Annotated in this window: 27 protein-coding genes, 1 tRNA gene and 1 pseudogene; 10 read left to right on the forward strand and 19 right to left on the reverse strand. The window is 57.4% G+C overall.

Annotated elements, in window-relative coordinates:
• The first annotated feature begins 105 nt into the window (after positions 1-105).
• Positions 106-855, forward strand: a complete 750-nt coding sequence (locus ACOSDR_RS06705; RefSeq protein ID WP_420725069.1) for a DUF6969 family protein — start codon at positions 106-108, stop codon at positions 853-855.
• A gap of 54 nt (positions 856-909) precedes the next feature.
• On the opposite strand, the gene ACOSDR_RS06710 is transcribed toward ACOSDR_RS06705, so the two are convergent.
• Positions 910-985 (reverse strand) — tRNA-Ala (locus ACOSDR_RS06710).
• A gap of 202 nt (positions 986-1,187) precedes the next feature.
• Here ACOSDR_RS06710 and ACOSDR_RS06715 point away from each other — a divergent pair.
• The 3 genes from ACOSDR_RS06715 to folD are packed head-to-tail and all read left to right on the forward strand — an operon-like array spanning position 1,188 to position 2,727.
• Positions 1,188-1,484 (forward strand): YggT family protein, encoded by a 297-nt coding sequence (locus ACOSDR_RS06715; protein WP_420725068.1) that lies wholly within the window; start codon positions 1,188-1,190, stop codon positions 1,482-1,484.
• Positions 1,484-1,801: a DUF167 domain-containing protein gene (locus ACOSDR_RS06720; protein ID WP_420730734.1), complete on the forward strand. Its 318-nt coding sequence runs from the start codon at positions 1,484-1,486 to the stop codon at positions 1,799-1,801. Before ACOSDR_RS06715 ends, ACOSDR_RS06720 begins: the two co-directional genes overlap by 1 nt.
• Before the next feature lie 32 nt (positions 1,802-1,833).
• Positions 1,834-2,727, forward strand: a complete 894-nt coding sequence (folD, locus tag ACOSDR_RS06725) for a bifunctional methylenetetrahydrofolate dehydrogenase/methenyltetrahydrofolate cyclohydrolase FolD (RefSeq protein ID WP_420730735.1) — start codon at positions 1,834-1,836, stop codon at positions 2,725-2,727.
• Positions 2,728-2,799: 72 nt separating this feature from the next.
• Here the strand turns inward: folD and ACOSDR_RS06730 are convergent, their stop codons facing one another.
• The 10 genes and pseudogenes from ACOSDR_RS06730 to ACOSDR_RS06775 form a co-directional block, all read right to left on the reverse strand.
• Entirely contained in the window at positions 2,800-3,465 is a 666-nt protein-coding gene (locus ACOSDR_RS06730; RefSeq protein WP_420730819.1) for a hypothetical protein, read from the reverse strand.
• A pseudogene (locus tag ACOSDR_RS06735) lies at positions 3,466-3,642 on the reverse strand (DUF4167 domain-containing protein); the annotation flags it as partial. It abuts the gene before it with no gap.
• A 163-nt stretch (positions 3,643-3,805) separates the two neighbouring features.
• The gene (gene prmC, locus ACOSDR_RS06740; protein WP_420730736.1) at positions 3,806-4,705 is read right to left on the reverse strand and encodes a peptide chain release factor N(5)-glutamine methyltransferase; all 900 of its coding nucleotides are present in this window, start codon (positions 4,703-4,705) and stop codon (positions 3,806-3,808) included.
• On the reverse strand, positions 4,702-5,784 hold the full coding sequence (gene prfA / locus ACOSDR_RS06745) for a peptide chain release factor 1 (protein ID WP_420730737.1): 1,083 nt from the start codon (positions 5,782-5,784) through the stop codon (positions 4,702-4,704). Before prfA ends, prmC begins: the two co-directional genes overlap by 4 nt.
• The gene (gene hemA / locus ACOSDR_RS06750) at positions 5,781-7,115 is read right to left on the reverse strand and encodes a glutamyl-tRNA reductase (RefSeq protein WP_420730738.1); all 1,335 of its coding nucleotides are present in this window, start codon (positions 7,113-7,115) and stop codon (positions 5,781-5,783) included. The genes prfA and hemA overlap by 4 nt, the downstream gene beginning before the upstream one ends.
• A 3-nt stretch (positions 7,116-7,118) precedes the next feature.
• The gene (gene hisS / locus ACOSDR_RS06755) at positions 7,119-8,378 is read right to left on the reverse strand and encodes a histidine--tRNA ligase (RefSeq protein ID WP_420730739.1); all 1,260 of its coding nucleotides are present in this window, start codon (positions 8,376-8,378) and stop codon (positions 7,119-7,121) included.
• Positions 8,379-8,421: 43 nt separating this feature from the next.
• Positions 8,422-9,549, reverse strand: coding sequence for a flavodoxin-dependent (E)-4-hydroxy-3-methylbut-2-enyl-diphosphate synthase (ispG, locus tag ACOSDR_RS06760; RefSeq protein WP_420730740.1), 1,128 nt, complete (start codon positions 9,547-9,549; stop codon positions 8,422-8,424).
• Between the two features lie 108 nt (positions 9,550-9,657).
• Entirely contained in the window at positions 9,658-11,202 is a 1,545-nt protein-coding gene (locus ACOSDR_RS06765; protein ID WP_420730741.1) for a RodZ domain-containing protein, read from the reverse strand.
• A 145-nt stretch (positions 11,203-11,347) separates the two neighbouring features.
• On the reverse strand, positions 11,348-13,633 hold the full coding sequence (gene ptsP / locus ACOSDR_RS06770; RefSeq protein ID WP_420730742.1) for a phosphoenolpyruvate--protein phosphotransferase: 2,286 nt from the start codon (positions 13,631-13,633) through the stop codon (positions 11,348-11,350).
• 228 nt (positions 13,634-13,861) lie between these two features.
• Positions 13,862-15,082: an aspartate kinase gene (locus ACOSDR_RS06775; RefSeq protein ID WP_420730817.1), complete on the reverse strand. Its 1,221-nt coding sequence runs from the start codon at positions 15,080-15,082 to the stop codon at positions 13,862-13,864.
• A gap of 143 nt (positions 15,083-15,225) precedes the next feature.
• Between ACOSDR_RS06775 and ubiG the strand changes: the two genes are divergently transcribed.
• The gene (ubiG, locus tag ACOSDR_RS06780) at positions 15,226-15,972 is read left to right on the forward strand and encodes a bifunctional 2-polyprenyl-6-hydroxyphenol methylase/3-demethylubiquinol 3-O-methyltransferase UbiG (protein ID WP_420730743.1); all 747 of its coding nucleotides are present in this window, start codon (positions 15,226-15,228) and stop codon (positions 15,970-15,972) included.
• 2 nt (positions 15,973-15,974) lie between these two features.
• A complete protein-coding gene (locus ACOSDR_RS06785; RefSeq protein ID WP_420730744.1) occupies positions 15,975-17,282 on the forward strand; it encodes a DUF2254 domain-containing protein in 1,308 nt (435 codons plus the stop codon).
• A gap of 109 nt (positions 17,283-17,391) precedes the next feature.
• Here ACOSDR_RS06785 and rpsU read toward each other — a convergent pair whose 3' ends face one another.
• On the reverse strand, positions 17,392-17,595 hold the full coding sequence (rpsU, locus tag ACOSDR_RS06790; protein ID WP_169624038.1) for a 30S ribosomal protein S21: 204 nt from the start codon (positions 17,593-17,595) through the stop codon (positions 17,392-17,394).
• 142 nt (positions 17,596-17,737) lie between these two features.
• On the opposite strand from rpsU, the gene def reads away from it, so the two are divergent.
• The 3 genes from def to ACOSDR_RS06805 are packed head-to-tail and all read left to right on the forward strand — an operon-like array spanning position 17,738 to position 19,397.
• Positions 17,738-18,307 (forward strand): peptide deformylase, encoded by a 570-nt coding sequence (gene def / locus ACOSDR_RS06795; RefSeq protein WP_420730745.1) that lies wholly within the window; start codon positions 17,738-17,740, stop codon positions 18,305-18,307.
• A gap of 25 nt (positions 18,308-18,332) precedes the next feature.
• Positions 18,333-19,037, forward strand: coding sequence for a COQ9 family protein (locus ACOSDR_RS06800; protein WP_420730746.1), 705 nt, complete (start codon positions 18,333-18,335; stop codon positions 19,035-19,037).
• A 9-nt stretch (positions 19,038-19,046) separates the two neighbouring features.
• A complete protein-coding gene (locus tag ACOSDR_RS06805) occupies positions 19,047-19,397 on the forward strand; it encodes a hypothetical protein (protein ID WP_420730747.1) in 351 nt (116 codons plus the stop codon).
• Here the strand turns inward: ACOSDR_RS06805 and ACOSDR_RS06810 are convergent.
• Complete coding sequence (locus ACOSDR_RS06810; RefSeq protein ID WP_420730748.1) at positions 19,363-20,472, reverse strand: 5-(carboxyamino)imidazole ribonucleotide synthase; 1,110 nt, start codon at positions 20,470-20,472, stop codon at positions 19,363-19,365. The two genes, ACOSDR_RS06805 and ACOSDR_RS06810, sit on opposite strands and share 35 nt — an antisense overlap.
• Positions 20,465-20,977 (reverse strand): 5-(carboxyamino)imidazole ribonucleotide mutase, encoded by a 513-nt coding sequence (purE, locus tag ACOSDR_RS06815; RefSeq protein ID WP_420725050.1) that lies wholly within the window; start codon positions 20,975-20,977, stop codon positions 20,465-20,467. The genes ACOSDR_RS06810 and purE overlap by 8 nt, the downstream gene beginning before the upstream one ends.
• Before the next feature lie 106 nt (positions 20,978-21,083).
• On the opposite strand from purE, the gene ACOSDR_RS06820 reads away from it, so the two are divergent.
• Positions 21,084-21,851 carry a diguanylate cyclase domain-containing protein gene (locus tag ACOSDR_RS06820; RefSeq protein ID WP_420725049.1) on the forward strand — a complete coding sequence of 256 codons (768 nt, stop codon included), beginning with the start codon at positions 21,084-21,086 and terminating at the stop codon, positions 21,849-21,851.
• A 28-nt stretch (positions 21,852-21,879) separates the two neighbouring features.
• On the opposite strand, the gene ACOSDR_RS06825 is transcribed toward ACOSDR_RS06820, so the two are convergent.
• The 5 genes from ACOSDR_RS06825 to chlG are packed head-to-tail and all read right to left on the reverse strand — an operon-like array spanning position 21,880 to position 26,106.
• Entirely contained in the window at positions 21,880-22,137 is a 258-nt protein-coding gene (locus tag ACOSDR_RS06825; protein WP_420730749.1) for a hypothetical protein, read from the reverse strand.
• Positions 22,134-22,631, reverse strand: a complete 498-nt coding sequence (locus tag ACOSDR_RS06830) for a TspO/MBR family protein (RefSeq protein WP_420730750.1) — start codon at positions 22,629-22,631, stop codon at positions 22,134-22,136. The genes ACOSDR_RS06825 and ACOSDR_RS06830 overlap by 4 nt, the downstream gene beginning before the upstream one ends.
• A gap of 4 nt (positions 22,632-22,635) precedes the next feature.
• Complete coding sequence (locus ACOSDR_RS06835; RefSeq protein WP_420730751.1) at positions 22,636-23,838, reverse strand: geranylgeranyl diphosphate reductase; 1,203 nt, start codon at positions 23,836-23,838, stop codon at positions 22,636-22,638.
• Between the two features lie 24 nt (positions 23,839-23,862).
• The gene (locus tag ACOSDR_RS06840) at positions 23,863-25,191 is read right to left on the reverse strand and encodes a BCD family MFS transporter (RefSeq protein ID WP_420730752.1); all 1,329 of its coding nucleotides are present in this window, start codon (positions 25,189-25,191) and stop codon (positions 23,863-23,865) included.
• The gene (gene chlG, locus ACOSDR_RS06845) at positions 25,192-26,106 is read right to left on the reverse strand and encodes a chlorophyll synthase ChlG (protein WP_420730753.1); all 915 of its coding nucleotides are present in this window, start codon (positions 26,104-26,106) and stop codon (positions 25,192-25,194) included.
• Positions 26,107-26,205 lie beyond the last annotated feature (99 nt).

Genomic DNA, 26,205 nt, shown 5'->3' on the forward strand with positions numbered 1-26,205 from the left:
CCGGATTTGAGGCGTCGCATCCCCTGCGACGCCTCAGTCTTGTGTGAAGCGGCGGGGAATGAAACACTTTGCGGATGGATGGTGGATTTGCCCGAGGGACATAGAGTGACACCCGATATTTCTGACCCGATGGATGCGACACAAAACCTTGATGCGGCCTTGTCGATGCTATCAAAGGCCAGCCTGCGGCGCATGTTGGCGGCGGGGGAAGAGGTGCTGACCTGTCAGCGTGTGCTGCGCAAAACGTCCAGCAATGTCGTAGCGGAACTATTGCGCCACCAGGGCACATTCTATGAATGGAACCATTTCCCCGCGGGCGATGCCATCGATTGGGAAACGCATTCGCAATACTATTATCATGCCCACCCCAAGGGGGAACGTCCGGGAGAGCACGGACATTTTCATACCTTCCTGCGTTATACCGGCATGCCAAAGGGTGTGGCTCCGGCGCCGCTGGTGCATCCTCAGGCTCCTAACGACAATCGGATCGGGGCGCATATCATTGCCGTATCGATGGATAAAAAGGGTTATGGGATCAAGATGTTCACGGTCAATCGCTGGGTTACGGACGAAACCTGGTATGCTGCGCCAGATGTCGCGCGCATGATCGACAAGTTTGAAATCGATCACACCTTTCCGTCCTGGGCCAGCAATCGCTGGCTGTCGCATATGCTGATCCTGTTCAAACCCCAGATTCTGTCCTTGCTGGAGCAGCGCGATGCCCGCATCACGACCTGGACGGCTCGCAATCCCGGCCTGGATGTGTTTGAGGATCGCGCCCTGGAAGTCACATCGGAATGCAAGATCGATGTGGACAAGCAGATCAAGGCGATCCAGGCGGCGCTGGCATCTTAGGAGCTAAATCAAAAGCGCCGACCCGGCCTGTGACCTGATCGGCGCTTTTGAAATTGGTGGAGTCGAGGAGGATCGAACTCCCGACCTTCGCATTGCGAACGCGACGCTCTCCCAGCTGAGCTACGACCCCATAAATCTGGCCTGAATACCTGTCCAGACGGGCGGAATATCGGTCTGAGGGGCGTTTGTGTCAAGGTGTGAAATTGTTGGGGTTGTACCGCTTTCTGGGATCATGACTTGCGCCGGAAGGTCTTGCGCCTTATCTCTGTTTTTACGGAAATGCAGAGGGGGGTCTCTCCGCACAGTGACAACGGCATGGTGGAAGCGGGTCGATGGATATTTTGCTTAACGCCTTGATACAGGTCGTCTTGGTGGCGCTGTCTCTTTATACATGGCTGATCATCGCGTCGGCGATTTTAAGCTGGTTGGTGGCCTTTAATGTGGTCAATACCAGCAACCGTGTCGTCTATATGATCGGCGATTTTCTGTACCGCCTGACCGAACCAGCCTTGCGCCCGATCCGGCGTATTTTGCCGAATATGGGGCCAATCGACATCTCACCCATCGTGCTGCTCCTGATCCTGTTCTTCCTGCAGAAAGTACTGACCGACGTGGCCTATCGCATCTGATGCCGTTCCGATGGGACGCCGGGCGGGATGTGATGCTGTTGGCCGTCCGCCTGACCCCCAAAGCCTCTGCGGATCGCCTGCAAGCCATCGCCCAGGATGCCCAGGGTGCACGCCATCTGAAAATCCAGGTGACGGCGGTTCCCGAAGACGGCAAAGCCAACAAGGCGCTGATAAAGCTGTTGTCGAAGGCGTTGAAATGTCCAAAAACGTCGCTGAGTATCGTATCGGGCACAACGGATCGCACTAAGGTCATTGCGCTGTCAGGGGAAAGAGCGCGGCTGGAAGACAGCCTTCGCGCGGTCCTTGAGCGGCTTTAAGACACAAAGACACAATCGGGGGAGCATAGCGCATGGCGGAAGCACAGATCATCGATGGTAAGGCATTTGCAGCAGGCCTGCGCGAACGGGTTACAGCCGCGGTCGCCGCCTTGAAGGCCGATCATGGCAAAACGCCTGGCCTAGCGGTCGTGCTGGTCGGGGAAGATCCTGCCAGTCAGGTTTATGTCCGCAGCAAGGGCAAACAAACCGTCGAAGCAGGCATGGAAAGCTTCGAGTTCAAGATGGATACCAGCACCGATCAGGAAACCCTGTTGGCAAAAGTTCGGCAATTGAATGAAGACCCAACGGTCAATGGCATTCTGGTGCAACTGCCCCTGCCCAAGCAGATTGATGAACAGGCGGTGCTGACCGAAATTAACCCGGATAAGGATGTCGATGGGTTTCATGTGGTCAATGTCGGGCGGTTGAATACGGGAAATCCCAGCGCCTTGGTCCCCTGTACGCCTTTGGGCTGTGTGCTGCTGCTGCGCGACCATTTCAAGGGCTCTTTAGCGGGCAAGAAAGCCATCGTGCTGGGGCGGTCCAACATCGTTGGAAAGCCGATGACGACCCTGTTGGTGCAGGAAAGCTGTACCGTGACCGTTGCGCATTCCCGCACGGTGGATTTGCCCGCAGAAGTCGCTCAGGCTGATATTGTCATTGCTGCTGTTGGAAAGCCCGAAATGGTGCAGGGGTCCTGGCTAAAGCCCGGTGCGGTGGTGATCGATGTTGGCATTAACCGGATCGACAAGCCCGATGGTGGTACGCGCCTGGTTGGGGATGTGGATTTCGCTTCAGCCAGTCCGGTGGCGTCCGCCATTACGCCGGTACCAGGCGGTGTTGGCCCGATGACCATTGCCTGTCTGTTGCGCAACACGGTCACCGCCTTCTGCCGTCAGAATGGGTATCCGGAACCGGACATGTAATCCCAGACAAGAACGCATAGAAAAACGGGCGGAGACATTTCTCCGCCCGTTTCTATTTGATCCGTCTACCGCTTAATCTGCGATGATCGTCATTTCCTGTTGTGCTGGCTCTGAGCTTGCAGGGGCTTCCACAGCGGCACCGTCTTCCGAACTGGCAGATTTGCGCGGGGCGCGACGCGGGCGTCCTCGTGGGGCTTTTGGGGCCTCATCCGTATTGGCCGCCGGGGCTGCTGCTGGGGTGCTGGCCGGCTCTTTGGGTGCCGGATCTGCATCATTATTGGCGGGTTGGTTCTTGGTTTGAGTATCGGCAGAATTTGACGCCGGGGTTTCGCTGCCCTCCGCCGTATTCTGTTGCGGGCGACGCCCACGGCCGCGACCGCCATTGTTACGCGGGTTATTTCGGCCCCCGTTATTGCCCTGGCCGCCATTGCCCTGGCCGCCATTGCCCTGGCCGCCATTGCCCTGATTGCCGCCGCCTTGGCCGTTGTTACCCTGACTGTTGTTACCCTGGCCATTGTTGCCATGGCCGCTATTGGCATTGCGATTGCCGTTATAGCCGCCGGTATTACCGTCGGCATCGTTGCTGTCGTCGCCATCGTCTTCGTAATTGGTGTCATCAAAGCTGTTCTGCTGATCTGATGCAGACTCGTCATGGCTTTGGCGCGGGCGGTCCCCCGTGTTGTTTTCATTCAGGATGCGGTAATAATGCTCCGCATGCTGCAACATGGTTTCTGCCATCACGCGGTCCCCGGACCCTTGCGAGTCACGTGCCAGCTGGATGTATTTTTCATACACCTGCGTAGCATTTCCACGAATACGAACGCCCGGTCCGTTAGAATCAAAATTCTGACGGGAAGGGTTACTACGCCGGGCATTGTTGCGATGCCGTCCGCGATTTTGTTTTGGATTATTCACGCGTTACCTCTTGAGGTGCGATTGAATCAAACGAGAGACAAGCTGAACCGTATCGTTGCAGCACCCGGTCAAAATGGGTCGATAAAGTCTTCTCTCTCGGAAAGTCGGTTTCGGAATGCCCATAATTACAGGCCGTCCCCCACGAAACGCGACGCACTGCAACCTAGCCCTTTGCCCGGTCCTTTCCAAGTGTTTTTTTTAAGGCTGTCGTGTCTGGTTTCTGCCCCAGCACGACACGGTCCCGCCCGGCAGTGTCTTGATGACACGATATGCGTAAAAAACCGGCCTTATTCAGCAGATTTGGGACAGTTTGACCCTGATCCCAGCCAATTTCCAGGGCAATCCAGCCGCCGGGGCGCAACACTTTTGGCGCCGTTTCAATAATCGCGCGATAGGCATCCAAACCATCTGTGCCGCCATCCAGGGCTAGAATGGGATCATGATCCCGCACAGCAGGGTCCAGATGCTGAATTTCCCCCTGAACGATGTAAGGCGGGTTGGAGACCAGGATATCGATCGATTGTGGCTGTAGAGCCGACAGCCAGTCACTTTCAACAAGGCGAACGCGACCGGAAAGACCCAGGGCGTCCGCATTGGATTGCGCTGTTTTCAGCGCCTCAATGGAAATGTCCAGGCCTGTGCCTGTTGCCAAAGGGCGGTCATGCAGCAATGCCAGTATCAGGCAGCCGGTTCCGGTTCCTATATCAGCAATGTCGCATGTCTGATCCGTCGGTATAAGCGCCAGTGCCTCTTTTACCAGAACCTCACTATCCATGCGCGGATCCAGCGTTGCGGGGGTGACATGAAATTCCAGTCCCCAAAAATTGCGGCGCCCGGTGATCCGGCTCATCGGAACCCCTGACGCACGTAAGGCGACCCAATCCTGATATTGGGTGATATGATGCACAGGAAGGTCGGGATAAGCGATTATGTCGGTGGGCGTAATCCCTTCCAGATCACATAAGAGATGGCGGGCTTCCCATAACGGTGAGGGGATATCAGCGGCCTGCAATTGGGCCACTGCGGCGCGCAACGCGGTCTGGCGCGCCGTGTCTGGGCTCACACCGCTTCCCCTAATTCCGCCAACAGAGAGGACTGGTCTTCCAGGATCAACGCATCCAGGATTTCATCCAGCGCTTCCCCCAGCATCATCCTGTCCAGTTTGTACAGGGTCAGGTTGATGCGGTGGTCCGTGACGCGACCCTGGGGAAAATTATAGGTCCGGATGCGTTCGGACCGGTCCCCGCTGCCAACCATGGATTTGCGATCCGCAGCCCGTTCCGACGCCTGGCGTTCCCGTTCCTGATCATACAGACGCGCGCGCAGAACCTTCATCGCCTTGGCGCGATTCTTGTGCTGGGACTTTTCATCCTGACAGGTCACGACAAGGCCGGTCGGCAAATGGGTGATGCGGATCGCGCTGTCGGTGGTGTTGACATGCTGACCGCCCGCACCCTGAGAGCGATAGGTATCCACCCGCAGGTCGCCTTCGTTGATTTCGATGTCGACTTCCTGTGCTTCGGGCAGAACCGCGACTGTTGCGGCTGAGGTGTGGATGCGTCCACCGCTTTCGGTCGTTGGCACGCGCTGGACACGATGCACGCCGGATTCAAATTTTAGTTTCCCATAGGCGCCTGCCCCATTGATGGAGACTGTCACCTGGGCGATGCCGCCGACTTCATTCTCGCTGATATCGATCACTTCAAACGGCCAGCTATGATTCTGGCAATAGCGCTGATACATGCGCAAAAGGTCGCCTGCGAACAGGCCGGCCTCGTCCCCGCCGGTGCCTGCGCGGATTTCCATGATACAGGCGCGCCGGTCGGCCTCGTCCTTTGGCAGCAGCAACAGTTTCAGGTCCTGTTCAAGCTCTGGCAGGCGCTCGTCCAGGCTTTCCAATTCCTCGCGGGCCAGGCTGCGCATTTCCTTATCGCTGCTGTGATCCTCGATCATCGCCACCAGGTCTGTGCGTTCCGCCTCTGCCGCCCGAAATGTCTGGGCAGCCTCCACAATGGGTGTCAGTTCGGCATATTCCATGGAAACAGCCTGGAACTCTTCTGCAGGCAATGTGCCTGTAGACATGCGATCAGACAGTTCCATATGGCGTCTGATGACGCGGTCAATATTATCGGTCCAACTCATTCTGTATCGCTTCTTTCATCCTGAATGCGCAGCGCGAACAGGCGCTCCAGCACGCGGTTTACTGTAATTGTGTCACGCAGGTCTGCTGCCCCGCCTTCGCTGGCGATGGCGCGCAGGGTTTCGCTGGGTTCATGCAAAATGCGGTTGACCAGAAGGCGGGTCGCCTCTGCTGCATCGGCACTGGGATGGCGGTTTAGCACATCTTCACGCAGGCGGTCGAATTGTTCTCTCAAGGCGATCAGGCCGGGGACGCCTTCCCGCTCTGCCTGGCTGCGCCGCCAATCGATCAGCGCGCTGTCGACCATAGCGGCGGCTTCCGCAGCCTCTGCCTTGCGGTCTAACTGGCCCTTTTCTGCCAGCCGTTCAATATCTTCCATCGTATACAGGAAGGCATCGGGCAGAGTGTCCACGGCTGGATCGATATCCAGCGGAATCCCGGCATCAATCAGCAGGATCGGTTTTGATCGGCGGGCTTCTAATGCTTTGGTGACACTATCGCTGTCCAACAGATATCGGCCCCGACCGGCAGCGGTGATCACGATGTCAGAATGCGCCAGGGCGCGGTCCAGCTTTTCATAATCCTGATAGGTCAGCCCGCGCCGCGCTGCTTCCCGCTCTGTCCGGCGTGATGGACCGGTTAAATCCAGCACCCCGATCCCCGCACGCTGAAACTGTTCTGCGATCAGTCCGCCGGTCTCTCCCAACCCGATCAGCAAGGCGCGGCATCGGGCCATCGTGCCGTGCAGGTCCTGGGCGACCTTTACCGCGGCGGCGGCGGCGGAAACGGCCCCTTCTCCAATTCGGGTGGTGCTGCGGACCCGCTTTGCTAATGCGAAGCTGGTTTGCATCAACCGGTCCAGTTCTCCCTGGATCATTCCGGCATCGCTTGCAACCTGCACAGCGTCCTTCAATTGACCCAGAATTTGGGACTCCCCGATCATCTGGCTGTCCAGGGCGCTGGCGATGCGAAAGACATGGGCGACGGCATCCACATCATACAAGCGGTAGAAGGTGGATTCGGGGACGCTCATTCCCTCCAACCGACTGCGCAAGCGCCGTTCTGCTGTGCCACTGGCCCGTTCAGGGTCGGTGGATGTGCCAATCAACTCTACCCGGTCACAGGTCGACAGTGACACCAATTGCGTCAGTCCCGCATCGCGACAGGCTGCCAGGAATTCAGGCTGGGCAGGCGGTTCAACAAACAGGCGGTCCCGGATCCGCGCGTCGGCCGTGCGAAAGCTGGCCCCCACGATGTAAGGTCTATCCATTGGGGCCGGGCCAGCGCCATCGACACTTGTCCCAGCGGTTGTCCCAGCGGATATCCCGGTCATGGTCTACCCCCGATCTTCAACCCGCATCACAGTCAAGGTTGCCGCCAGGTCGGTCATCGCCACTTCTTTCTGTTCGCCATCATCCAGGGTTTTGACCTGGGCCACGCCCTTGGACAATTCCTCATCCCCCAAAATAATCGCCGCCCAGGCATTGACCTTGTTGGCGTGCTTCATGCGCTTCTTCATATTGCCGGAAAAGGCGAATTCGGTGCGCAGGCTGCTGCCGCGCAAGGTCTTTGCAATGACCAGAGCCTGTGCTTCCGCTGCGTCCCCCATTGGGACGATGACCAGCGGGCGGTCCACAGGCGGAGCTTCAGCCGATAACATTGCCAGGCGTTCTATGCCAGCGGCCCAGCCAACGCCCGGCGTTTCCTGTCCGCCCAACATGCCAATCAACCCGTCATAGCGGCCGCCTGCCATCACCGCACTTTGCGCGCCCAGCGCATCGGTGGTGAATTCAAAGGCGGTATGGCAATAGTAATCCAGACCCCGCACCAAACGGGGGTTCAGCGTGTATTTGATGCCTAGCGCATCCAGGCCGGTTTTGACCGCGGCGAAAAACTCGACGCTCTCCGTGTTCAGATAATCTGAAAAAATCGGGGCATCGGCGACGATCTTTCGGTCGTCCTCATCCTTGCTGTCCAGGATACGCATCGGGTTGCGGGTCAGGCGGTCTTTTGATTCAACAGACAATTTCTCCAGATGACCTTGGAAATATTCAACCAAGGCCTCGCGATAGGCGGCGCGGCTTTCCGTGTCGCCCAATGTGTTGAGTTCCAGCACGGTCTTATCGACAATGCCCAGATCGGACAGGATGGCGTGGCCACAAGCAATCGCCTCCACATCGGCCAGGGGCTGTGCGGCCCCGATCAGTTCGATGCCGATCTGGTGGAACTGGCGCAGACGACCTTTCTGGGGGCGTTCATGGCGGAACATGGGGCCGGAATAGAAGTATTTCACCGGGGTATGCTGCGCCAAGCCATTGGAGATGAAAGCCCGACACACGCCCGCTGTATTTTCCGGGCGCAGGGTCAGCATGTCGCCGCCCTTGTCTTCGAATGTGTACATTTCCTTGGTCACGACATCAGAGGTATCGCCCAAGGTGCGCGCGAAGACGTTGGTGAATTCAAAGATCGGTGTGGCGATCTCGTCAAAGCCATGCAAGGCGGCTGTACCCCGCGCTGTATCGCTGACATGGCGATGCGCGCGCATGTCATCGGGCAGGAGGTCATGGGTGCCGCGTACCGGCTGTAAATCTGCCATGGGTCAGAATCCTTAACGTCTACAAATTGTGGAGAATGGGTCGCTATTCCGCCGCGATGGTGGCGGTTTCGGGTTTCTCAGCCTCAATTTCCGCCGCCTTCTGTTCCACCAGTTCAACCAGATGGTCAACGATGGATTGGTCTTTCAGGCGATGATGGGGCATCCCTGCAATGTAAACCTGATGGGTGCCTTTGCCGCCACCAGTAAAGCCAATATCGGTTTCACGCGCTTCGCCAGGGCCATTAACGACACAGCCGATCACACTGACAGTCATCGGCGTGGTAATATGGGCCAGCCGCTCTTCCAGCACTTTTACTGTTTCGATTACATTGAATTGCTGCCGGGCACAGGATGGGCAGGAAATCACATTCACGCCGCGATGCCGCAGATTCAAGGCTTTCAGCATGTCAAAGCCGACTTTTACTTCCTCTTCAGGCTCTGCAGACAGGCTGACGCGGATCGTATCGCCAATGCCAGCCCAAAGTAGGGAGCCCATGCCGATGGAAGATTTGATCGTGCCGGATCGCAATCCGCCCGCTTCGGTAATTCCCAGATGCAGGGGGTAATCGCAGGCTTCGGCCAATCCATGATAGGCCGCGACTGCCAGGAAGACATCGGATGCCTTCACACTGATCTTGAATTCGGTGAAATCGGCATCTTCCAGAATGCGGGCATGCTCCAGGCCGCTTTCCACCATCGCTTCGGGGCAGGGTTCGCCATATTTTTCCAGCAGATGCTTTTCCAGTGATCCGGCATTCACCCCAATCCGCATGGAACAGCCGTGATCCTTTGCGGCCTGAACCACGTCTTTCACGCGCTGGGCGGACCCGATATTGCCCGGATTGATCCGCAGACAGGCAGCCCCCGCTTTGGCGGCTTCTATCGCACGTTTGTAATGGAAATGGATGTCCGCGACGACCGGCACCGTGACTTCGGGAATAATTTTGGCCAGGGCGGCGGTGGAGTCTTCGTCAGGGCAGGACACCCGAATGATATCCACCCCAGCAATTTCACAGCGACGGATCTGATCAATTGTTGCCTGTACGTCCGATGTTAGGGTGTTTGTCATCGTCTGCACGGTGATTGGTGCATCGCCCCCCACGGCGACCGGGCCAACCATGATCTTGCGCGACGGTCGGCGGTGTATTTCGCGATAGGGTCTAACGCTCATGATCATTCTCTTTCAGGGTCGGCGGTGACCACCAGAAAATGCGCGCTTTCGTCCCGAAGATCAAGGTTGCCCTGAACTTTTAACACAAGCTTGATGAAGACGGATACTCTAAGGCAGTAAATTCTCTGGCGTCAATGGAATGTCCCGGCGGACTTCGCCCAATGTCCCAAGCGTTGGGGCCATGGTGCCGTTCACAATCAGCTTCAGCGCACCGATATTGCCGGAACTGAGCGTCAGGCCGGGACGGTCCGGCACGCGGTAGATTTCCCCCATAAGCATCAGCTTTTCAATCAGCACCTGACCCTGAGCATTCTTCACCTGGATCCAGGATTCCTGGGTTGCCTGAATGATGATGCGGGAATCAGACGGGGAGGCAGCCGTTTGGGAGTCGTTTGTGTTTTGTGTCACAGCGGGGGGGGGTGGCGTTGTCGGCGCTGGATCTGTCACAGGCCCCTGCACGGTTTCAGGCTGTGCCGGATCCGTTGAATTTTCAGGTGGTGCAGGCTGTGGCGGAGGTGCCAGATCCTGTGTCGTGATCGCCGAACTTTCTGACTGGGGCGCGTTTGACGCGGCGCCCGTATCAGCGGTTGGTGATTCTTGCGCTGAGTTGGGTTCAGGCTGGCTGGGTTGAGTCGGGCTGGGTTGAGGTGGCGGCGCAGGTACTTCTGGTTCCGGCAGGGCATCTACACGCTGTTGTTCTGTCGATGCACTCTCTGCCGCGCCGGATTGCGTTTCCGCTTGTGTTGATGCGGTGGCCGCGTTTTGTGTCGCAGCCTCAGTCTCCGCGCCATCAGAACTTGCTGTTGCCTGGGGTGCCGCTGCACTGGGTGTTTCTGCACTGGGTGTTTCTGTGCTGGTTGGTGCTTCGGAACTTGGTACCTCAGATGGGGCGGTTTCTGCTGGCGTTGTTTCAGTGGACGGCAGTGTCGGTGTCGCCGCTGTATCCGAAGTGGCCGGTGCGATCACGTCCGCAGTATTGGCAGTATCTGTCTCACCTGTTGACGTTTCCGGCGCGGGCACGGCGTTGGAAGCGTCGGTTTCCGATGGTGTGACGGACGGTTTAGACTCTGTTTCCGCACCGTCTGCGAAAGGGGTATCGCTGTTTTCAGGGGCGCTGGGGGTGTCCACAGCGGTTTCAACTGGCGCCGATGTGTCCGGTGTCGATTCCTGTTCAACCAACGCCATCAACCGGGCTGGCACAGCTTCGACAGCTTCAACAATGGTCATATTCTGGGAGGAACTGTAAAGCCAGACACCATAAACCCCGCCTGCCAACAGCAATACAATTAGCAGCAGGGCCGCACCCGGTACCCGATTGCCGGGCAGGGGTTCCGGGAACTGCAATTGGGTTCGATGGCTGATGCCACGCGCTTCAACTTTGAACCGGTCGACGATTTCGGCGCTGTCCAGGTCCAGATAGCTGGCATAGGCGCGGACAAAACCGATACCATAGGTCACACCGGGCAGGTCTTCTATGGCCCCGGATTCAAGGGCTTGAAGATAGGGTAGGCGAATGCGCAGCGCTGCAGCCACTTCGCGCAGGTCCTCATCGCGCGCCAGTCGCGCTCCACGTAAGATCGCCCCAACACCGGCACCCGGATTTTCGGGATTGACGCCCTTACGCGCCTGTTCCTGATCTTCAGACGCTTTCATATACCCCAACCATAACAAAATTGCCCACGCCCATTCTGTTTTCTCAGCATGGGCAATCGACGAAAAACGTTCCTGTCTCAATACTATGGCGCGATTGGTGCCGGATTGCAAAGACCCAAAACGACGCTGGTAACAGGTCTTGTTCCTAAACTGTTATGCCATGGTCGCGGGCAAAGTTGGCCATTGCACCGCGCAGGGACCGATCCGGTCGATGGGTCAGGGCTTCTGTAAAGTCAGACAAGGCGGAAACAGTGCAGGCCCGAACCGTATCACGCAGCGGGCCGATATTGGCCGGAGACATCGATAATGTGCGGATTCCAAGCCCGATCAGGGCCAGGGCTTCCAGCGGCTGTCCGGCCATTTCGCCACAGACGGACAGTTCCAGGCCATTCTGCTGGGCGCGGTGCACGACTTCTTTCACGACATTCAGGACCGGTGCGGACAATGCGTCATATCGACCGTCCATGCGGGGATTGCCGCGGTCGCTGGCAAACAGAAATTGCAACAGGTCATTGCTGCCGATGGAGATAAAATCCGCCTTTTTTGCCAGGGCGTCCAATTGGAATATCAAGGACGGCACTTCCAGCATTGCGCCGATTTTCAATTCTGACGGCAGCGGCAAACCGCGCCGGGTTGCGCGCGACAATTCCTTATCCAACATGGCGCGCGCCTGTACAAATTCATCGGCATTCGCGACCATTGGGAACATCACCCGCAAGGGGCGACCATTGCTGGCCTGGATCAGGGCGCGCAATTGCCCGCGCATCAGCCCCGGCCGGTCAATCGCAATGCGAATGGCGCGCCAGCCCATCGCCGGGTTTTCTTCCTGCATCTCGTGAAAATAGGGCAGAACCTTGTCGCCGCCTATATCCAGGGTGCGAAAGGTAACAGGCTTGCCTTCTGCCTGGTCCAGAATGGCGCTGTACAGTTCGGCCTGGGTCGCCGTGTCGGGAAAGTCAGATCGCACCATAAAGGGTACTTCGGTGCGATACAGGCCGATGCCCGCAGCGCCGGAATCTTGCAGATGTCCCATATCGATCAACAGGCCGGCATTCATCATCAGAGAGATTTCGACGCCATCTTTCGTGATCGACGGTAAATCCTTTGCGGCCCGATAATGGGCGCGCTTTTCTTCAAACATCCGCATCGATGCTTTAAAAGCAGACCGTACTTCATCGCCGGGGCGGATGTAACATAGTCCATTCCCGCCATCGACCAGGATTGGATCCATCGGTTCGACGCGGTCCAGAATGCCTTTTACGCGCCCGATCACTGGTATTTGCAGGGCCCGCGCGACAATCGCGACATGGGATGTTGATGATCCTTCTTCCAGGATCAGCGCTTTCAGATTGCTGCGGTTATAATCCAGCAGGTCCGCCGGTCCCATATTGCGGGCGACCAGGATGGTCTCTTCCGGCAGCATATGGGCGCGGGTGCCATCCGCATCCCCGGTCAGGTGCTGCAACAGACGAAAGGCCAGATCTTCCAGGTCCAGCAACCGTTCCCTCAGATAGGCGTCATCGACCTTTTTCATCCGTGCGCGTGTATCATCCTGTACGCGTACGACGGCGCCTTCTGCGGTCAGGCCATTGTCGATATTCTCCACAATGCGCCGGATCCAACCCTTATCTTCTGCGAACATCCGATAGGTTTTCAGGATGTCAATGTGATCGCCGGGCCCTTCCGCATCCGCTTGGGCCAGCAATTCATCCAGCCTTTTATGCATGCTGGCCAGGGCTTCTTTCAGCCGCAGCTTTTCAGTTTCGGAATCCTCAGCGACGGTACGCCCGACAGGGATGGCGGGTCGGTGCAAAACCGCATGACCCATGGCAAGGCCGCCATTCAGCTTGATCCCGTCCAGGCGCAAAGGGGCAATTCCAATGCCATCGGCAGGACGCTGTTCTGAGGTTTCGATCAATTCCCCGCTGGCAACCATTTCCGCGACGACCATGGAGACGGTTTCCATCGTCTCCACTTCCTCATCGGTATAGTCACGCTGCGTCCGGTTCTGAATTGCCAGAACGCCCAGCATACGGCCACCGCGCAGGATCGGCACCCCCATCATGGAGGTATAGATTTCTTCCCCGGTTTCCGGGCGATAGGCGAAGCTGGGATGCTTGCGGGCCTCTGCCAGAGCCATTGGGCGGCTGTCAGCGGCAACGGCCCCGACAATCCCTTCACCAATGCGCAGGCGGGTATTATGGACGGCTTCCGGCTTCAGGCCCTGGGTGGCAAACAGTTCCAATACATCCCCGGCGCGCCTGACATAGATGGAGCACACTTCAGCGACCATATCCCCGGCGATCAGCTTGGCAATGCGATCCAGGCGGTCCTGGGCATCACCAGGACCGGCCATGACATCGCGCAGCCGCCGCAGCAATTTGCGAGGCCCTGCCCAAGCTGTCGGGGATGGTGCCGTTTCTCTGACCATTCGCCCAGTCGTCTCCCATCATCATGCCCGTTATGACTGTTCAGAACGGGTTCTGCCTGTTCAAACCGGATAGAGCCGAATCCTGATCGCGATCCAGCCCCGCCAAACCGGGTTTTCTTGTTCCTGCCCCAGAGCATCATGCGCTCGCAAGAGCTCACACAGGATGCTCTTATCTCTCTTTTCAGCAAATACGTCGTCGCAAACGTCCTCGTTTGCGAAGGCTTTGCCCTAGGCGGCGTCGAGGCCATAGGCGGTATGAAGCGCCCGGATCGCCAGTTCAGCGTATTCTTCTGCAACCAGAGTGGATATTTTTATCTCACTGGTTGAGATGACCTGGATGTTGATCCCCTTCTCAGCGAGGGTTTTAAACATCGTTTGAGCGACCCCGGCATGGCTGCGCATGCCAACCCCGATGACGGAGATCTTAGCAACGGCGCCATCCGATAGCAGCGTTTCATACCCGATCTTATCGTGATTCCCTTTCAGCACGGAAATTGCGCGATCAATGTCCGCGCGGGCCACTGTGAAGGTCATATCGGTGCGTTCCCCATCGGGAGAGACGGATTGCACAATCATATCAACATTGATCGATGCATCGGTCAGCGGGCCAAAGATATGGGCTGCAACGCCTGGTTTGTCGGCAACCTTCACCAGCGTGATCTTGGCCTCATCCCGGCTATAGGCGATGCCGCTTACGACTTGCTTTTCCACGATCTCATCCTCATCGACAACCAGTGTGCCCGGCTTATCTTCAAAGGAAGACAAGACCTGAAGGCGCACGCCATGGTTCATGGCAATTTCCACACAACGGGTTTGTAACACTTTGGCACCCAGAGACGCCATTTCCAGCATTTCTTCATGGGCGATACGATCAATTTTTCGCGCCTTCGGCACAATGCGCGGGTCGGTGGTATAGACCCCGTCAACATCGGTATAGATATCGCAGCGATCCGCCTTCAGCGCGGCCGCCAGCGCAACTGCCGTCGTATCCGACCCGCCCCGCCCCAGGGTTGCAATGCGATTGCGGGGTGTCACCCCCTGGAATCCTGCAACGACGGCGACCTGATTCTCCGAAAAGCGTTTAACGATCTCAGAGGTGTCGATATCGTCAATGCGGGCCTTTCCATGCATTTCATTGGTGGTAATCGGGATTTGCCAACCCAGCCAGGAGCGGGCTGATATCCCCATTTCCTGAAGGCGCAGCGCCATCAGACCTGCGGTGACCTGCTCGCCAGAGGCAACAATGGAATCATATTCGCGCACATCATAAATGCGCGATGTTTCCTGAACATAACCGACCAGCTGATTGGTGACTCCGGACATGGCGGAAACCACGACGGCCACTTCATTGCCTGCATCCACTTCACGCTTCACACGTTGGGCTGCATTGGCGATGCGATTTATGTCAGCGACGGAGGTTCCGCCAAACTTCATAACAATACGCGCCATCTCTTCGGGATCGCCTTCTTCAAGAATAACCAGAAAAACCTTGGCTGTTGCGGCATGCGACCGCTTGCCCCGCGCGGGCGGCGTATCCATACTCGCTACAGGTTTCGCGTGCAAGAATTACCAACCTGAATCGGAAATTCCCTATGACTGAACGTGCTGCATCAACAGTTGATCCGAAAGAGATCGAAAAATTTGCCGCCATTGCAGACCAATGGTGGGACCCGGATGGGGAATTCAAACCGCTGCACATGTTAAACCCCGTGCGTATCGGCTATATCCGTGATCGCCTGTGTGCCCGGTTCGGGCGCGATCCCCTGGGGCCAAAGCCGCTATCTGGTCTTACGATATGCGATATCGGTTGTGGCGGTGGGTTGATTTGTGAACCCCTGAGCCGCCTTGGCGCAACCGTGACGGGGGTGGACGCCACCGGCCAGTCTATTGATGTCGCCTATAACCATGCCCAACGCATGGGGTTAGACATCCGCTATCGCCACACAACCGCCGATGATCTGGTGGCGCAAGGCGAACAGTTCGATGCCGTCGTGAATATGGAAGTGGTCGAACATGTGTCCGATTTGCAGGCCTTCATTGATGATGCCGCGGCATTGGTTCGACCGGGCGGCGCGATGGCGCTGTCGACATTCAACCGGACGGCAAAATCCTTTGCCTTGGGTGTCGTGGGGGCCGAATACGTGCTGCGCTGGTTGCCGCGCGGCACCCATGATTGGCGAAAATTTGTAAAACCAAGCGAATTGGCTGCTGCGTTGCGCCCGGCCGGGATGATCGTCAGTGATATCTGTGGGATGGCGTATAATCCGATTCAGGATGACTTCCATCTGGCCCCACGTGATATAGACGTGAATTATCTGGCCTTTGCTGTGAAAGGATAGTTGTGGGTTTTCTGATAACGCTGAAATACGCCATAGGCGAAGTTTTCAAGATACGGGCCCTGGCGACGATTCCTGGTGTCATTGCCATTTCGATCTGGCTGTTTTCGATGCTCCTTCTGTACCTGGATCGCACGCTGCAGCCGCATCTGCCGGATTTTTTGCAGGCGGGTTGGTTCTGGGTCGCAAAGGATACAGCGGAAAGTGTTCTGTCGGTTATCTCTGGTGCGGCCATCACGACTTTGGGTCTGGTTTACTCACTGGTCCTGATTGTATTCACACTGGCGGCAGGAAACATTGGGCCGCGCCTGTTGCAGCGTTTTACCGGTGATCGTGTCAATCAGATTACTGCGGGACTATTGGGCGCGACATTTCTGGTTTCCTTGACGGTGCTGCACCAGACATCAGAAACCAACGTCCCGGTCCTGTCGGTCAATTTTTCGTTCCTGCTGGCGGTTTTGTCGGTTTTGCAGCTGATCTACTTTGTTCAATCCGTGTCGCGCAGCGTGATGATTGACGAAGAAGTCGCGGAAATTTCACGACGCTTGGAAGATAAACTGTCCCAGATCGTGAAAAGTGTTGAGAAACAGGCCGACAAGACCAGCAAGTCTCTCAAAGAGAAAGACTGTATCCCCCTCAAAAGCGTTGAAAACGGGTATCTGACCATGGTGGAACAGGAAACCCTGTATTCACTGGCCTGTGAGCATGACCTGGAAGTAAAATTGCTGAAAAAGATCGGCACCTTCGTGTTGAAAGACCAGCAGTTTATTACTGTAACCGCCGACAGAAAGCTGGACGATGAGACCCGCGAGTCAATCCATGAGCAGATAATCAATTGTGTGTATCTGACCAAATCTCGCAGTTCCGTTGATGACATCGAATATGCAATCAATGTTCTGATCGAGATCGCGTTGCGTGCGCTGTCGCCCGGTGTGAATGACACTTTTACCGCAATCAGTTGCATTGACCGGCTGACCGGTGCGCTGAACAGCAGCGTCCAATGTGGCCTGACAGAACAAAGTATTGTCGATGATGATGGCTGTGTGCGGGTTTTAATCCCGGGTTACACTGCCGATAGCCTGATCGATGCCGTATTTCATCCGCTGCGTCGGTCTTCCTCGGACAATTTGCTGATGTTGGTGACACTGGCAAATGCCCTGTCCCGTTTAAGCGAAATAGCCCATCCCAAGCTGGGCGATTTGCTGCGGGTCCATGGTCAGTTGGTCTATGACAGTTATGCCAGCAGCAATCCCCTGCCTGAAGATCTGGCGCATTTGAAGACACGACTGGATTTTGTGGATATCAAGCAATAGCATTAAAGCTGGCTTTAAATGCAAAAACGCCCTCGAACCTGGGGCTCAAGAGCGTTTCCACTGTAACGATCAACCGATCCTTTGCAGGGTCGGTGACAGGTCCGTTAATCTAGAACCCTTCACGCTCCAGGCGCTTCCGTAAGAGTTTACGGTGGCGCCGCTGCGCTTCTGCCTTTTCACGGGCTTTCTTTTCCGACGGCTTTTCAAAATGCCGACGAAGCTTCATTTCCCGGAAGACGCCTTCACGCTGCAACTTTTTCTTGAGCGCACGAAGAGCCTGATCGACGTTATTATCGCGTACGATGACCTGCACTTGCTTTCACCCGCCTTTCAAGCGATTGAAGTTTAATCCATAGACACCGAGAGCGTATCCCTCGGAGATGAGGGCGGCGTATAGCACTTCATTAGGGGTTTGTGAACCCTTAAAGACAGCCAGACAGGGAAAGGGCTTAATTATGGCAATTCTTAAGATCGCGCGTATGGGTCATCCGGTCCTGCGACAGGTCGCACAGCCAATATCTGATCCCGCTTCGCCAGACATTAAACGCCTGCTGGCGGATATGATCGAGACAATGGAAGATGCCGAAGGGACAGGGCTGGCGGCCCCCCAGGTATACGCGCCGCTGCGAGCGGTTGTCTATTACGTGTCAGCAGGCCGGGCCGGGAAGGATAAACCCGCCGTGCCCTTGACCTGTTTGATCAACCCGATCATCACGCCAATCGGGGAAGAAATCGCCTATGATTGGGAAGGGTGCCTGTCTGTGCCCGATATGGTGGGGGTCGTCCCGCGCCCGACCCGCATTCGCCTGCAGGCGGAAACCCGGGATGGGGGTTTGATTGATGAACACTATGACGGATTTCATGCCCGGGTGTTGCAACATGAATGTGACCATCTTGATGGAATCCTCTACCCTCAGCGTATGGATGATCTAAGTTTATTGATCTTTCGGGAAGAGTTGCGCCATGGTGTGCCCGAGAAAGCCCAGCGTTTGCTGTCGGCACAGGCGTCTGTGCCAAAAGACTAGGCAAAGCAGAAGGAGAGATGCAGCAATGGTAAAAATCCCTGACGCCGATCAATCGGATATCAGAGCCCAGCGCGATCAATTGATCACAGCCGTTGTGACGCATGTCCCATTTGACGGCTGGACCCGTGCGGCATTGCTGCGCGGGGCGGAAGATATCGGCCTGGATAAGTCAGACGCCCAAGCGCTGTTTCCAGGCGATGCCCGCGATATGATCGCCTGGCACAGTCAGATGGCCGACCGGCGCATGATGGTCGCATTGGAGAAGGCAAATCTGGACAGTCTGAAAATTCGCGAAAGGATTGCCACCGCCGTGATGACGCGGCTGGAGCAGAATGCCCAAGACCGCGAAGCCATTCGACGGGGGCTGGCCATCCTGTCAAAACCCCAGAATGCCGGTCTGGCCCTGCAACTGCTGTATCGGACGGTTGACGATATGTGGTTCGCGGCGGGGGATCGGTCGACGGATTGGAATTTCTATTCCAAGCGGATGTTGTTAAGCGGGGTTTACTCTTCGACCCTGATGGTCTGGTTGAATGATCAGACGGAGGATTTTTCCGAAACACGCGCGTTTCTGGATCGTCGGATCGAAAACGTGATGCAAATCCCGAAATTGAAAAGCCGCGTTTCTGCTGTGGCGCAACGCTTGCCGTTGAATGTTCCAGGTCGTGTGGCGGCCCGGATGAAGGCCTTTCGGTCGTTCGGGCGCGGCGGTATGCGCGGCACTTGGTAAGCCTGCCCAATGCTGATCAAGCATCTGCGGGAGGAATTGCAAGACGCGAAGGCCAAGGGATGGCGGGAAGAGGCGCAATTGGTCTCTCGCAATGCCATTGTTATTGCCGCAGCGGCCTTGTGTCCCCTGGGCGTGCTGATGGCTGTTGTGGTGATGATTCTATGGGATTCATTGGGCAAGATGCCCTGGGGAATGGCGGATGCGGCGATTTACTATCCGGTCAGCGGTTTAACCCTGATCGGGTTGGCTGTTCTGTTGCATAGCCGGAAAATTTATACATTGTCGATGTTGTTTGCGCTGGCTCCGTTCCTGTGGATACCGGTCTTCATTGGCTCTGGGATTTACTGGGCCGTGCGGTGATGGCTGGGCTGTGAAGCGTCGTCACATGGCCCATTTTGCGGCCAGGGCGGCTTTCGGCCTTGCCATACAGATGCAGCCGCGCGCCGGGCTGTGCCAGAATTTCACGCCAATCATTGACTTCATCGCCAATCAGGTTGCGCATTTCACAATCGCTGATCCGCGTCGTATCGCCCAAGGGCAGGCCGCAAATGGCGCGCACTGTTTGTTCAAACTGACAGGTCGCGGCACCGTCTATCGACCAATGCCCGGAATTATGGGGCCGGGGAGCCATTTCATTGACCAGCACGCGCCCATCGCGACAGACAAACATTTCCACCGCCAGCAAGCCGATGTAATCCAGCGCCTCAATCGTCTGGGTTGCGATCTGGGTCGCGCGCTGGGCGACGGTCGCATCAATGCGCGCCGGGACAAGGGTTCTGTGCAGAATGTGATCGCGATGAATATTCTCTACCGGCTCAAAACAGGCGATAGATCCATCCAGACCGCGCGCAGCAAGGACGGAAATTTCCAGCGCAAAATCGACAAACCCTTCCAGGACACAGGGCACGGACCCCAGTTTCTCATGCGCGCCCATCGCATCCGTTGCGCTCTGCAGGGTTGCCTGCCCTTTGCCATCATAGCCCAGGCGGGCCGTTTTCAGAACGCCGGGCAGACCGATGTTCTGCAAGGCAGCATCCAAATCTGATTGTGACTGGACTGCGGCCCAGGGGGCGGTTTCGATTCCGGCCTTATTCAGGAAGGATTTCTCTGTCACCCGGTCCTGCGCGATGGCCAGGGCAGTGGCCCCCGGGCGGACCGGCACGGTTTTAACCAAACGCTGAACCGCAGCAATCGGGACATTTTCAAATTCCAGGGTGACAACATCAACCGATTGGGCAAAGGCATCCAGGGCGGCGGTATCATCATATCCAGCGGCGGTATGCTGGGCGACATGGCTGGCCGGGCAATCGATCTGGGGTTCAAAAATATGACAGCGATAGCCCAGACGTGCAGCAGCGATTGCCAGCATGCGGCCCAATTGCCCACCACCCAGAATGCCAATCGTGCTGCCGGGGGGAAGCGTGCCATCATTCATCACGGTTGGGTTCCTCAGCAATGGCTGCAGTTTGTGTCGCGCGATACGTGTCCAGGGCAGCAGCGACCTTTGGATCGTTCAGGGCGATCACGGATCCTGCCAGCAGGCCGGCATTCACCGCGCCGGAACGCCCGATGGCCAGCGTCCCGACAGGAATGCCCGCTGGCATCTGGACGATGGATAACAGGCTGTCCTGGCCCTTCATGACAGTGGATTCTACCGGGACACCAAAAACCGGCAGCGGGGTCATAGAGGCGATCATACCCGGCAGATGGGCGGCCCCCCCGGCCCCGGCGATGATAACCTTTAACCCGCGGTCCCGCGCGGTTTCGGCATAGCTGACCATGCGTTTTGGCGTGCGGTGGGCGGAAACGATTTTGACTTCATGGGCGATTCCCAGAGTCTCCAGAACGGCGGCGGCGTGTTTCATCGTTGGCCAGTCAGACTGACTGCCCATAACAATGCCGACCAGGGGCACAATGCCGATCAGGGGCGCATCGCTCATCGTCTTTCCTCACCTTTGTGCTAGTATGTAATAGCCCGGTAAGTGACCGGGAAGGGCGCGAGTATAAGGACGCGGCGCGCGGGCGCAAGTGGTGTATGGTGACAGCATGAAGACAGACGAAACCAACCTTGTGAAGCATGAAATTCCGTTCGTTCAGCGCAGCGGTGTCTCTGCATATGCGGGCATCACATCGACCCATTTAAAATCACCAGCGGAGCGGGAGCGGGATGCCCTGGACGCATGGCGGGACCGACAGGCGGAAGGGAGGGCTGAAGAAGATCCGATTGAGATTCATCAATTGGATCTGGACTCCACAGAGCCCAATGCACGAGCCGCGCTGCAGGCCTTTACCGATACACTAAAGCAGTTACAGGATGCCTTGCAGGCGGCGGATCGACGGGTGGCCTGGCTGGAAGATGAGCGGCATCATGACCCCGACACGCGGCTGTTGCGTCATGATACCTTGCTGGCGGAAATCCGGCATTTGGAAATGCTGGACCGTCAGGAAGGGCGCGCCAGTGAAATCGCCTTATTGCGGGTGACCGGCTTTGCCCGGTTTCGCGATAAGGTCGGTCGATCTGGGGCGGAAAAAACCATGATTGCCCTGGGCAAGGCCCTGCGGGCAGCGCTGGAAGACAGTGAACCTGCGGGTAGAATTGGGGATGGGGAGTTCCTGGTTCTGCTGACCGGTCTTGCTGGTACCGCAGCGGAAGAACGCGTCCTGGCCCTGGCCCAGGCAATAACGGCCGAAATCGATTCCAATTCGGATGCGGTGGAATTGCGACCGGGGGAAGTTGCGATTGGTCAGGCAGTTCTGGGGCCACGGGAAGATCCGATGGCGGCCCTGGCCCGCGCGGATAAGGATGCGCGTTAGAACATCCGTTTTAATTCAGCCGGATATCCTAACGATGCATGCGCCATAGATCATACAGGTGGGCGGCAAAACTGCCCGCCAGACAGGCCAGCAGCGCCAGCCAATGGGCCCCCCCTAAAGCCAGGCGCAGGGCCAGAACCAGAAAGGCGCCTGAAATCAGATTTGGCAGAAACCGTGCCAAAGCCGGTCCCCCCCTGGTGGCGCGATGAGTCAGAAACAGCGCTTCTGCTGCGATGATAAGTAAAATCGCATCTGCGATATGGACCAGGGGGAAGGGGGGCATCATCCGCCAAAAGGCCCATTCAGGCGCACGACGCCACAATTCAAATGCGACGCATAGCCGACCCACAGCAGGTATGGGATCAATATCAGCATCGCACGCCGCGAATAGGGAGCAACCACCCACATCATCCAGGCGACCGACAGCCACAGAAAGACGACCTCAATCCGACCCCAATCCGGTCGTTGCAGAGTAAAGAACAGCCCACTCCATCCCGCATTCAACACACCGTTCAGGATAAAGGCGGCTATAATGCGGCGGCGCTGTCGGGCGGTTTTACTGTCGCGCCAGGCCCAGACACCGGCAATGGCAGTCAGCGTGAAGATAAGGGTCCAGGCGGGACCGAACGCCCAATCGGGGGGCTGCCCCACCGGCTTTGTCAGATCGTGATACCAGGGGCCAATCGTGGTCAGGGCCCCGCCGACCCCGGCAGTGACAACAGCCCAGGCCGCCGCCGCCAGGGTTGGTTTCCAGGGGCGGAAACTCTGCAAACGCATCATATGCCTAAGCTTTGGAGGATACGAACCCGCATAAATGGGTCATATCTTTAAAGAAGATTTTGATATGGGCCATGGGGTCCCGCCGGGTCAGTTTCTTGTTCATATACGATTCCCAAGTCAGTCGCTGCACATCCGCATCGTTGCACATGGAAACAAACCGTTCCCGGCGTTTGTCGCTGCTGTACCAGAATTTCTGCATGATTCCCAGAATCCAGAAGACACGCCCATGGTCTTTCATAAACCGTTTGCGACAGCGCGCCAGAGCTTTCACATCGCCGGTCGCCAGCAATTCCTCAACCGCCTCAGCCGCAAAGCGACCACAGATCATGGCGTAATATATCCCCTCACCCGATGCCGGCGCGACAACCCCCGCCGCATCGCCCGCCAATAGGACATCCTTGCCATTATCCCAGCATTTGCGTGGGCGCATCGGGATTGGCGCGCCTTCCCGCCTTACGGTTTCCAGCCCAGCCATGCCGTTCTGTTCCCGCAAGGTGGCCACCGCACCACGCAGGGAAAACCCCTTATTGGCGCTGCCGGTGCCGATGCTGGCCGTGTCGCCATGCGGGAAGACCCAGGCATAAAAATCAGGGGACAGCCCGCCCTGATAATAGACATCACAGCGTTGACCATCATACCGCGCAGGGGTGCCGCTGTCATTGGCAGGCGCGCGGACAATTTCATGATAGGCGAAGACGCAGGGGACATGTTCTTCCCGCAACGCCTGTTTGGCGACCACGGAACGCGCGCCATCGGCCCCGATGACGGTGCGACAGCGCACCGTTTCCAGCGGTCCGTCTTTTCCCATGCGATAGCAGATGATCGCGGTCCCATCGGTGTCGCGCTCCAGACGCTCAAACGTGCCCGTCGCCCGCATCGCCCCGGACAGACCCGCCCGGCGGCGCAGATATTCGTCGAAATGCTCCCGGTCCACCATCGCGACATAGCCATCATCAATGGGCATATCAACCAGTCGGTCGCTGGGGGAGATGATGCGCGCGCCCCGCACTTTGGTGACCAGTTGCCGTTCGTCGATATTAAAATCTCTCACCAGCCGCGGGGGAATTGCACCGCCACAGGGTTTGATCCGGCCCGCCCTGTCCAGCAACAGGACTGAGCGTCCAGCCCGCGCGAGATCCTCAGCAGCAGTCGCGCCACACGGGCCACCACCGATCACCACAACATCATAAATGTGTAACGAGTTCATTGATCAAACTCCCCTACGGGCCGCCTATTCTGCGGGGGCGGCCATAAAACGCTGTGCCGGACGATCCGGACTATCAATGCGCGCGGCCAAGATGGCCGAGATAAGAAACAGCACTCCCTCAAAAGCGAAAACACTGCCATAGGCAAGGGCCGGATCTCGAAACACGGCCTGTGTGATATCAACCAGTATCGTTCCCATGAATCCGCCGATCCCAAAGGCAAGCGCCTGGGCTGCGCCCCAGACCCCCATGCGAATTCCTTCGCGCCCCGGACGTCCATACCCGGCCAGTTTCATCATCGATCCGATGGCGGCAACGGCGAAGGCCCCATTTGCCAGCCCTAATAGAAATACAGTGATTTGCAGGGGGAATTCCGGGCCCACGATCCCTGCCAGCGACAGGCTGGCCATCATCACGCCAGACCCGATGCATCCCCAGACGGTCCATCCCTTCAAAGACCCGATCCAGCGGCGCAAGGGGCTGCTGCCCGCCAGCGCCACCAGGATCATCCCTAGAAAAACGCCGCCATGCTGCACGCCGGTCAGTTGTGTTGATTCGCCAGGCGTCATGCCAAAGACCAGCCCCGCGAAAGGCTCAAGGATCAGATCCTGGGTGTTATAGGCCAGCATGGAAACAAAGACGAAAATTGAAAACCGGCGGGCCTCTGGTTCGGCCCATACTTCGGCAAAGACCTGCCGGAAGGGGGGCTTCTGGGATGGTTCTGATTGGTCTGCGGGAAATGAATTGGATCGTTCCAGCCGCCATGTCGCCAACAGGGTGACCAGTAAGGCGATGCCTGCGATGCTGGCGGCAACCGCGATCAGGCGTTCCGGGCTGAACGGGTCCAGCATTTTCCCTGCAATTGTGGCAGTGACCGCAATGCCTAGAATCATCATCAACCAGGTTATTGTGGCGGCCGCGGCCCGTCTGGCGGGGTCCACCTGTGTTGCCAGCAAGGCCAGCAGGGATGTTCCCGCCGCCCCGACACCGGCCCCGATCAACACGAAGCTGAACACGGCCAGCACCATGCCTGCCGTTGCGGCTGTTTGCATCCAGCCGGTTGCGATGGCAGCCAGCACGGCCCCGATGCCTAAAACCGCAACACCGCCGATAATCCAGTTTGTGCGCCTGGCCCCCATGTCAGAGCCATAGCCCCAGCGGGGGCGCGATAATTGAATGGCGTAATGCAACGCGACCAGGGCCCCTGGCACCATGGCGGGCAGGGCCAGTTCCACGACCATGACGCGGTTATAGGTAGAGGTGGTTAAGACGACGATGGCCCCAAGCGCGGTCTGCACAAGGCCACACCGCAGAATATCAATCCATCCCATGCCGGATGATCGGGCCGTGCTCATCTACAGCCCTCCGTCCAACAGGTTTTGCAGGGCAAAGGCAGAGGCCATCATGCCGCTGACATACAGGCTGATGCCGGTTGCATTATACCAGGGGGCCTTTTCCCGGGGAGATTCCAACAGCTGGAACATCAGATAAATCTGAACCGTCAGCACAGCGGCGACCAACGCGCCAAACAGCGGCACACCCCAGTAAATTAGCAGGCCGATGACAACAACCTGCGGCACGCCCATGACCCAGCAGGCCAACCGGGCTGCCTTGTCCGTTCCCAGCATGGCGGGCAGGGACTTCAAGCCCATCTGGCGATCCCCATCGATGGATTTGAAATCATTCAGGGTCATGATGCCATGCGCCCCGATGCTGTATAGCGCGGCGATCAGGATGATCTTGGTATCGGGCAGGGTTGCGGCCATGACAGCCGCACCGGTGAACCAGGGCAACCCTTCATAACAGGCCCCCACGGCGGAATTTCCCCACCAGCCATTGCGCTTTAACCGGAACGGGGGAGCGCTATAGGCCCAGGCCAGCGCCATGCCGATGCCGGCAGCGGAAAACACCCAAATCCCAAGACTGTAGGCGACGACCAGCGACAGCACCGTCCAGACCAGCGCCATATACAGGCCCCAGCGTCCGGGAACACGACCGGATGGGATTGGACGTCCGGGTTCATTGATGGCATCGACATGACGGTCGAACCAGTCATTTACAACCTGACTGGTGCCACAAACCAGAGGGCCTGCCAGCAATATGCCCAGCAAGATGACGTCCCACCGGTCCATGAAAGAGACAGGGGAAGAAACAGCGCCACAGGCAAAGGCCCACATTGGCGGAAACCAGGTGATTGGCTTCAGCAATTCCAACAACGCGCCGGGCGTTGGCAGGGATGATTGTGCTTTCAAGGCAATCTGTTCTGTCATGCAATCAGCCTAGGGCTGAGACAGAATTATGTCAATCTAAGTTGACAATAAAATGTAAATTTAAAATGACACACAGGGTAAGGATTTCGGCGATAATGA

It is taken from the genome of Hwanghaeella sp. 1Z406 (genome assembly GCF_048892425.1).
Classification (GTDB): domain Bacteria; phylum Pseudomonadota; class Alphaproteobacteria; order UBA8366; family Aestuariispiraceae; genus Pacificispira.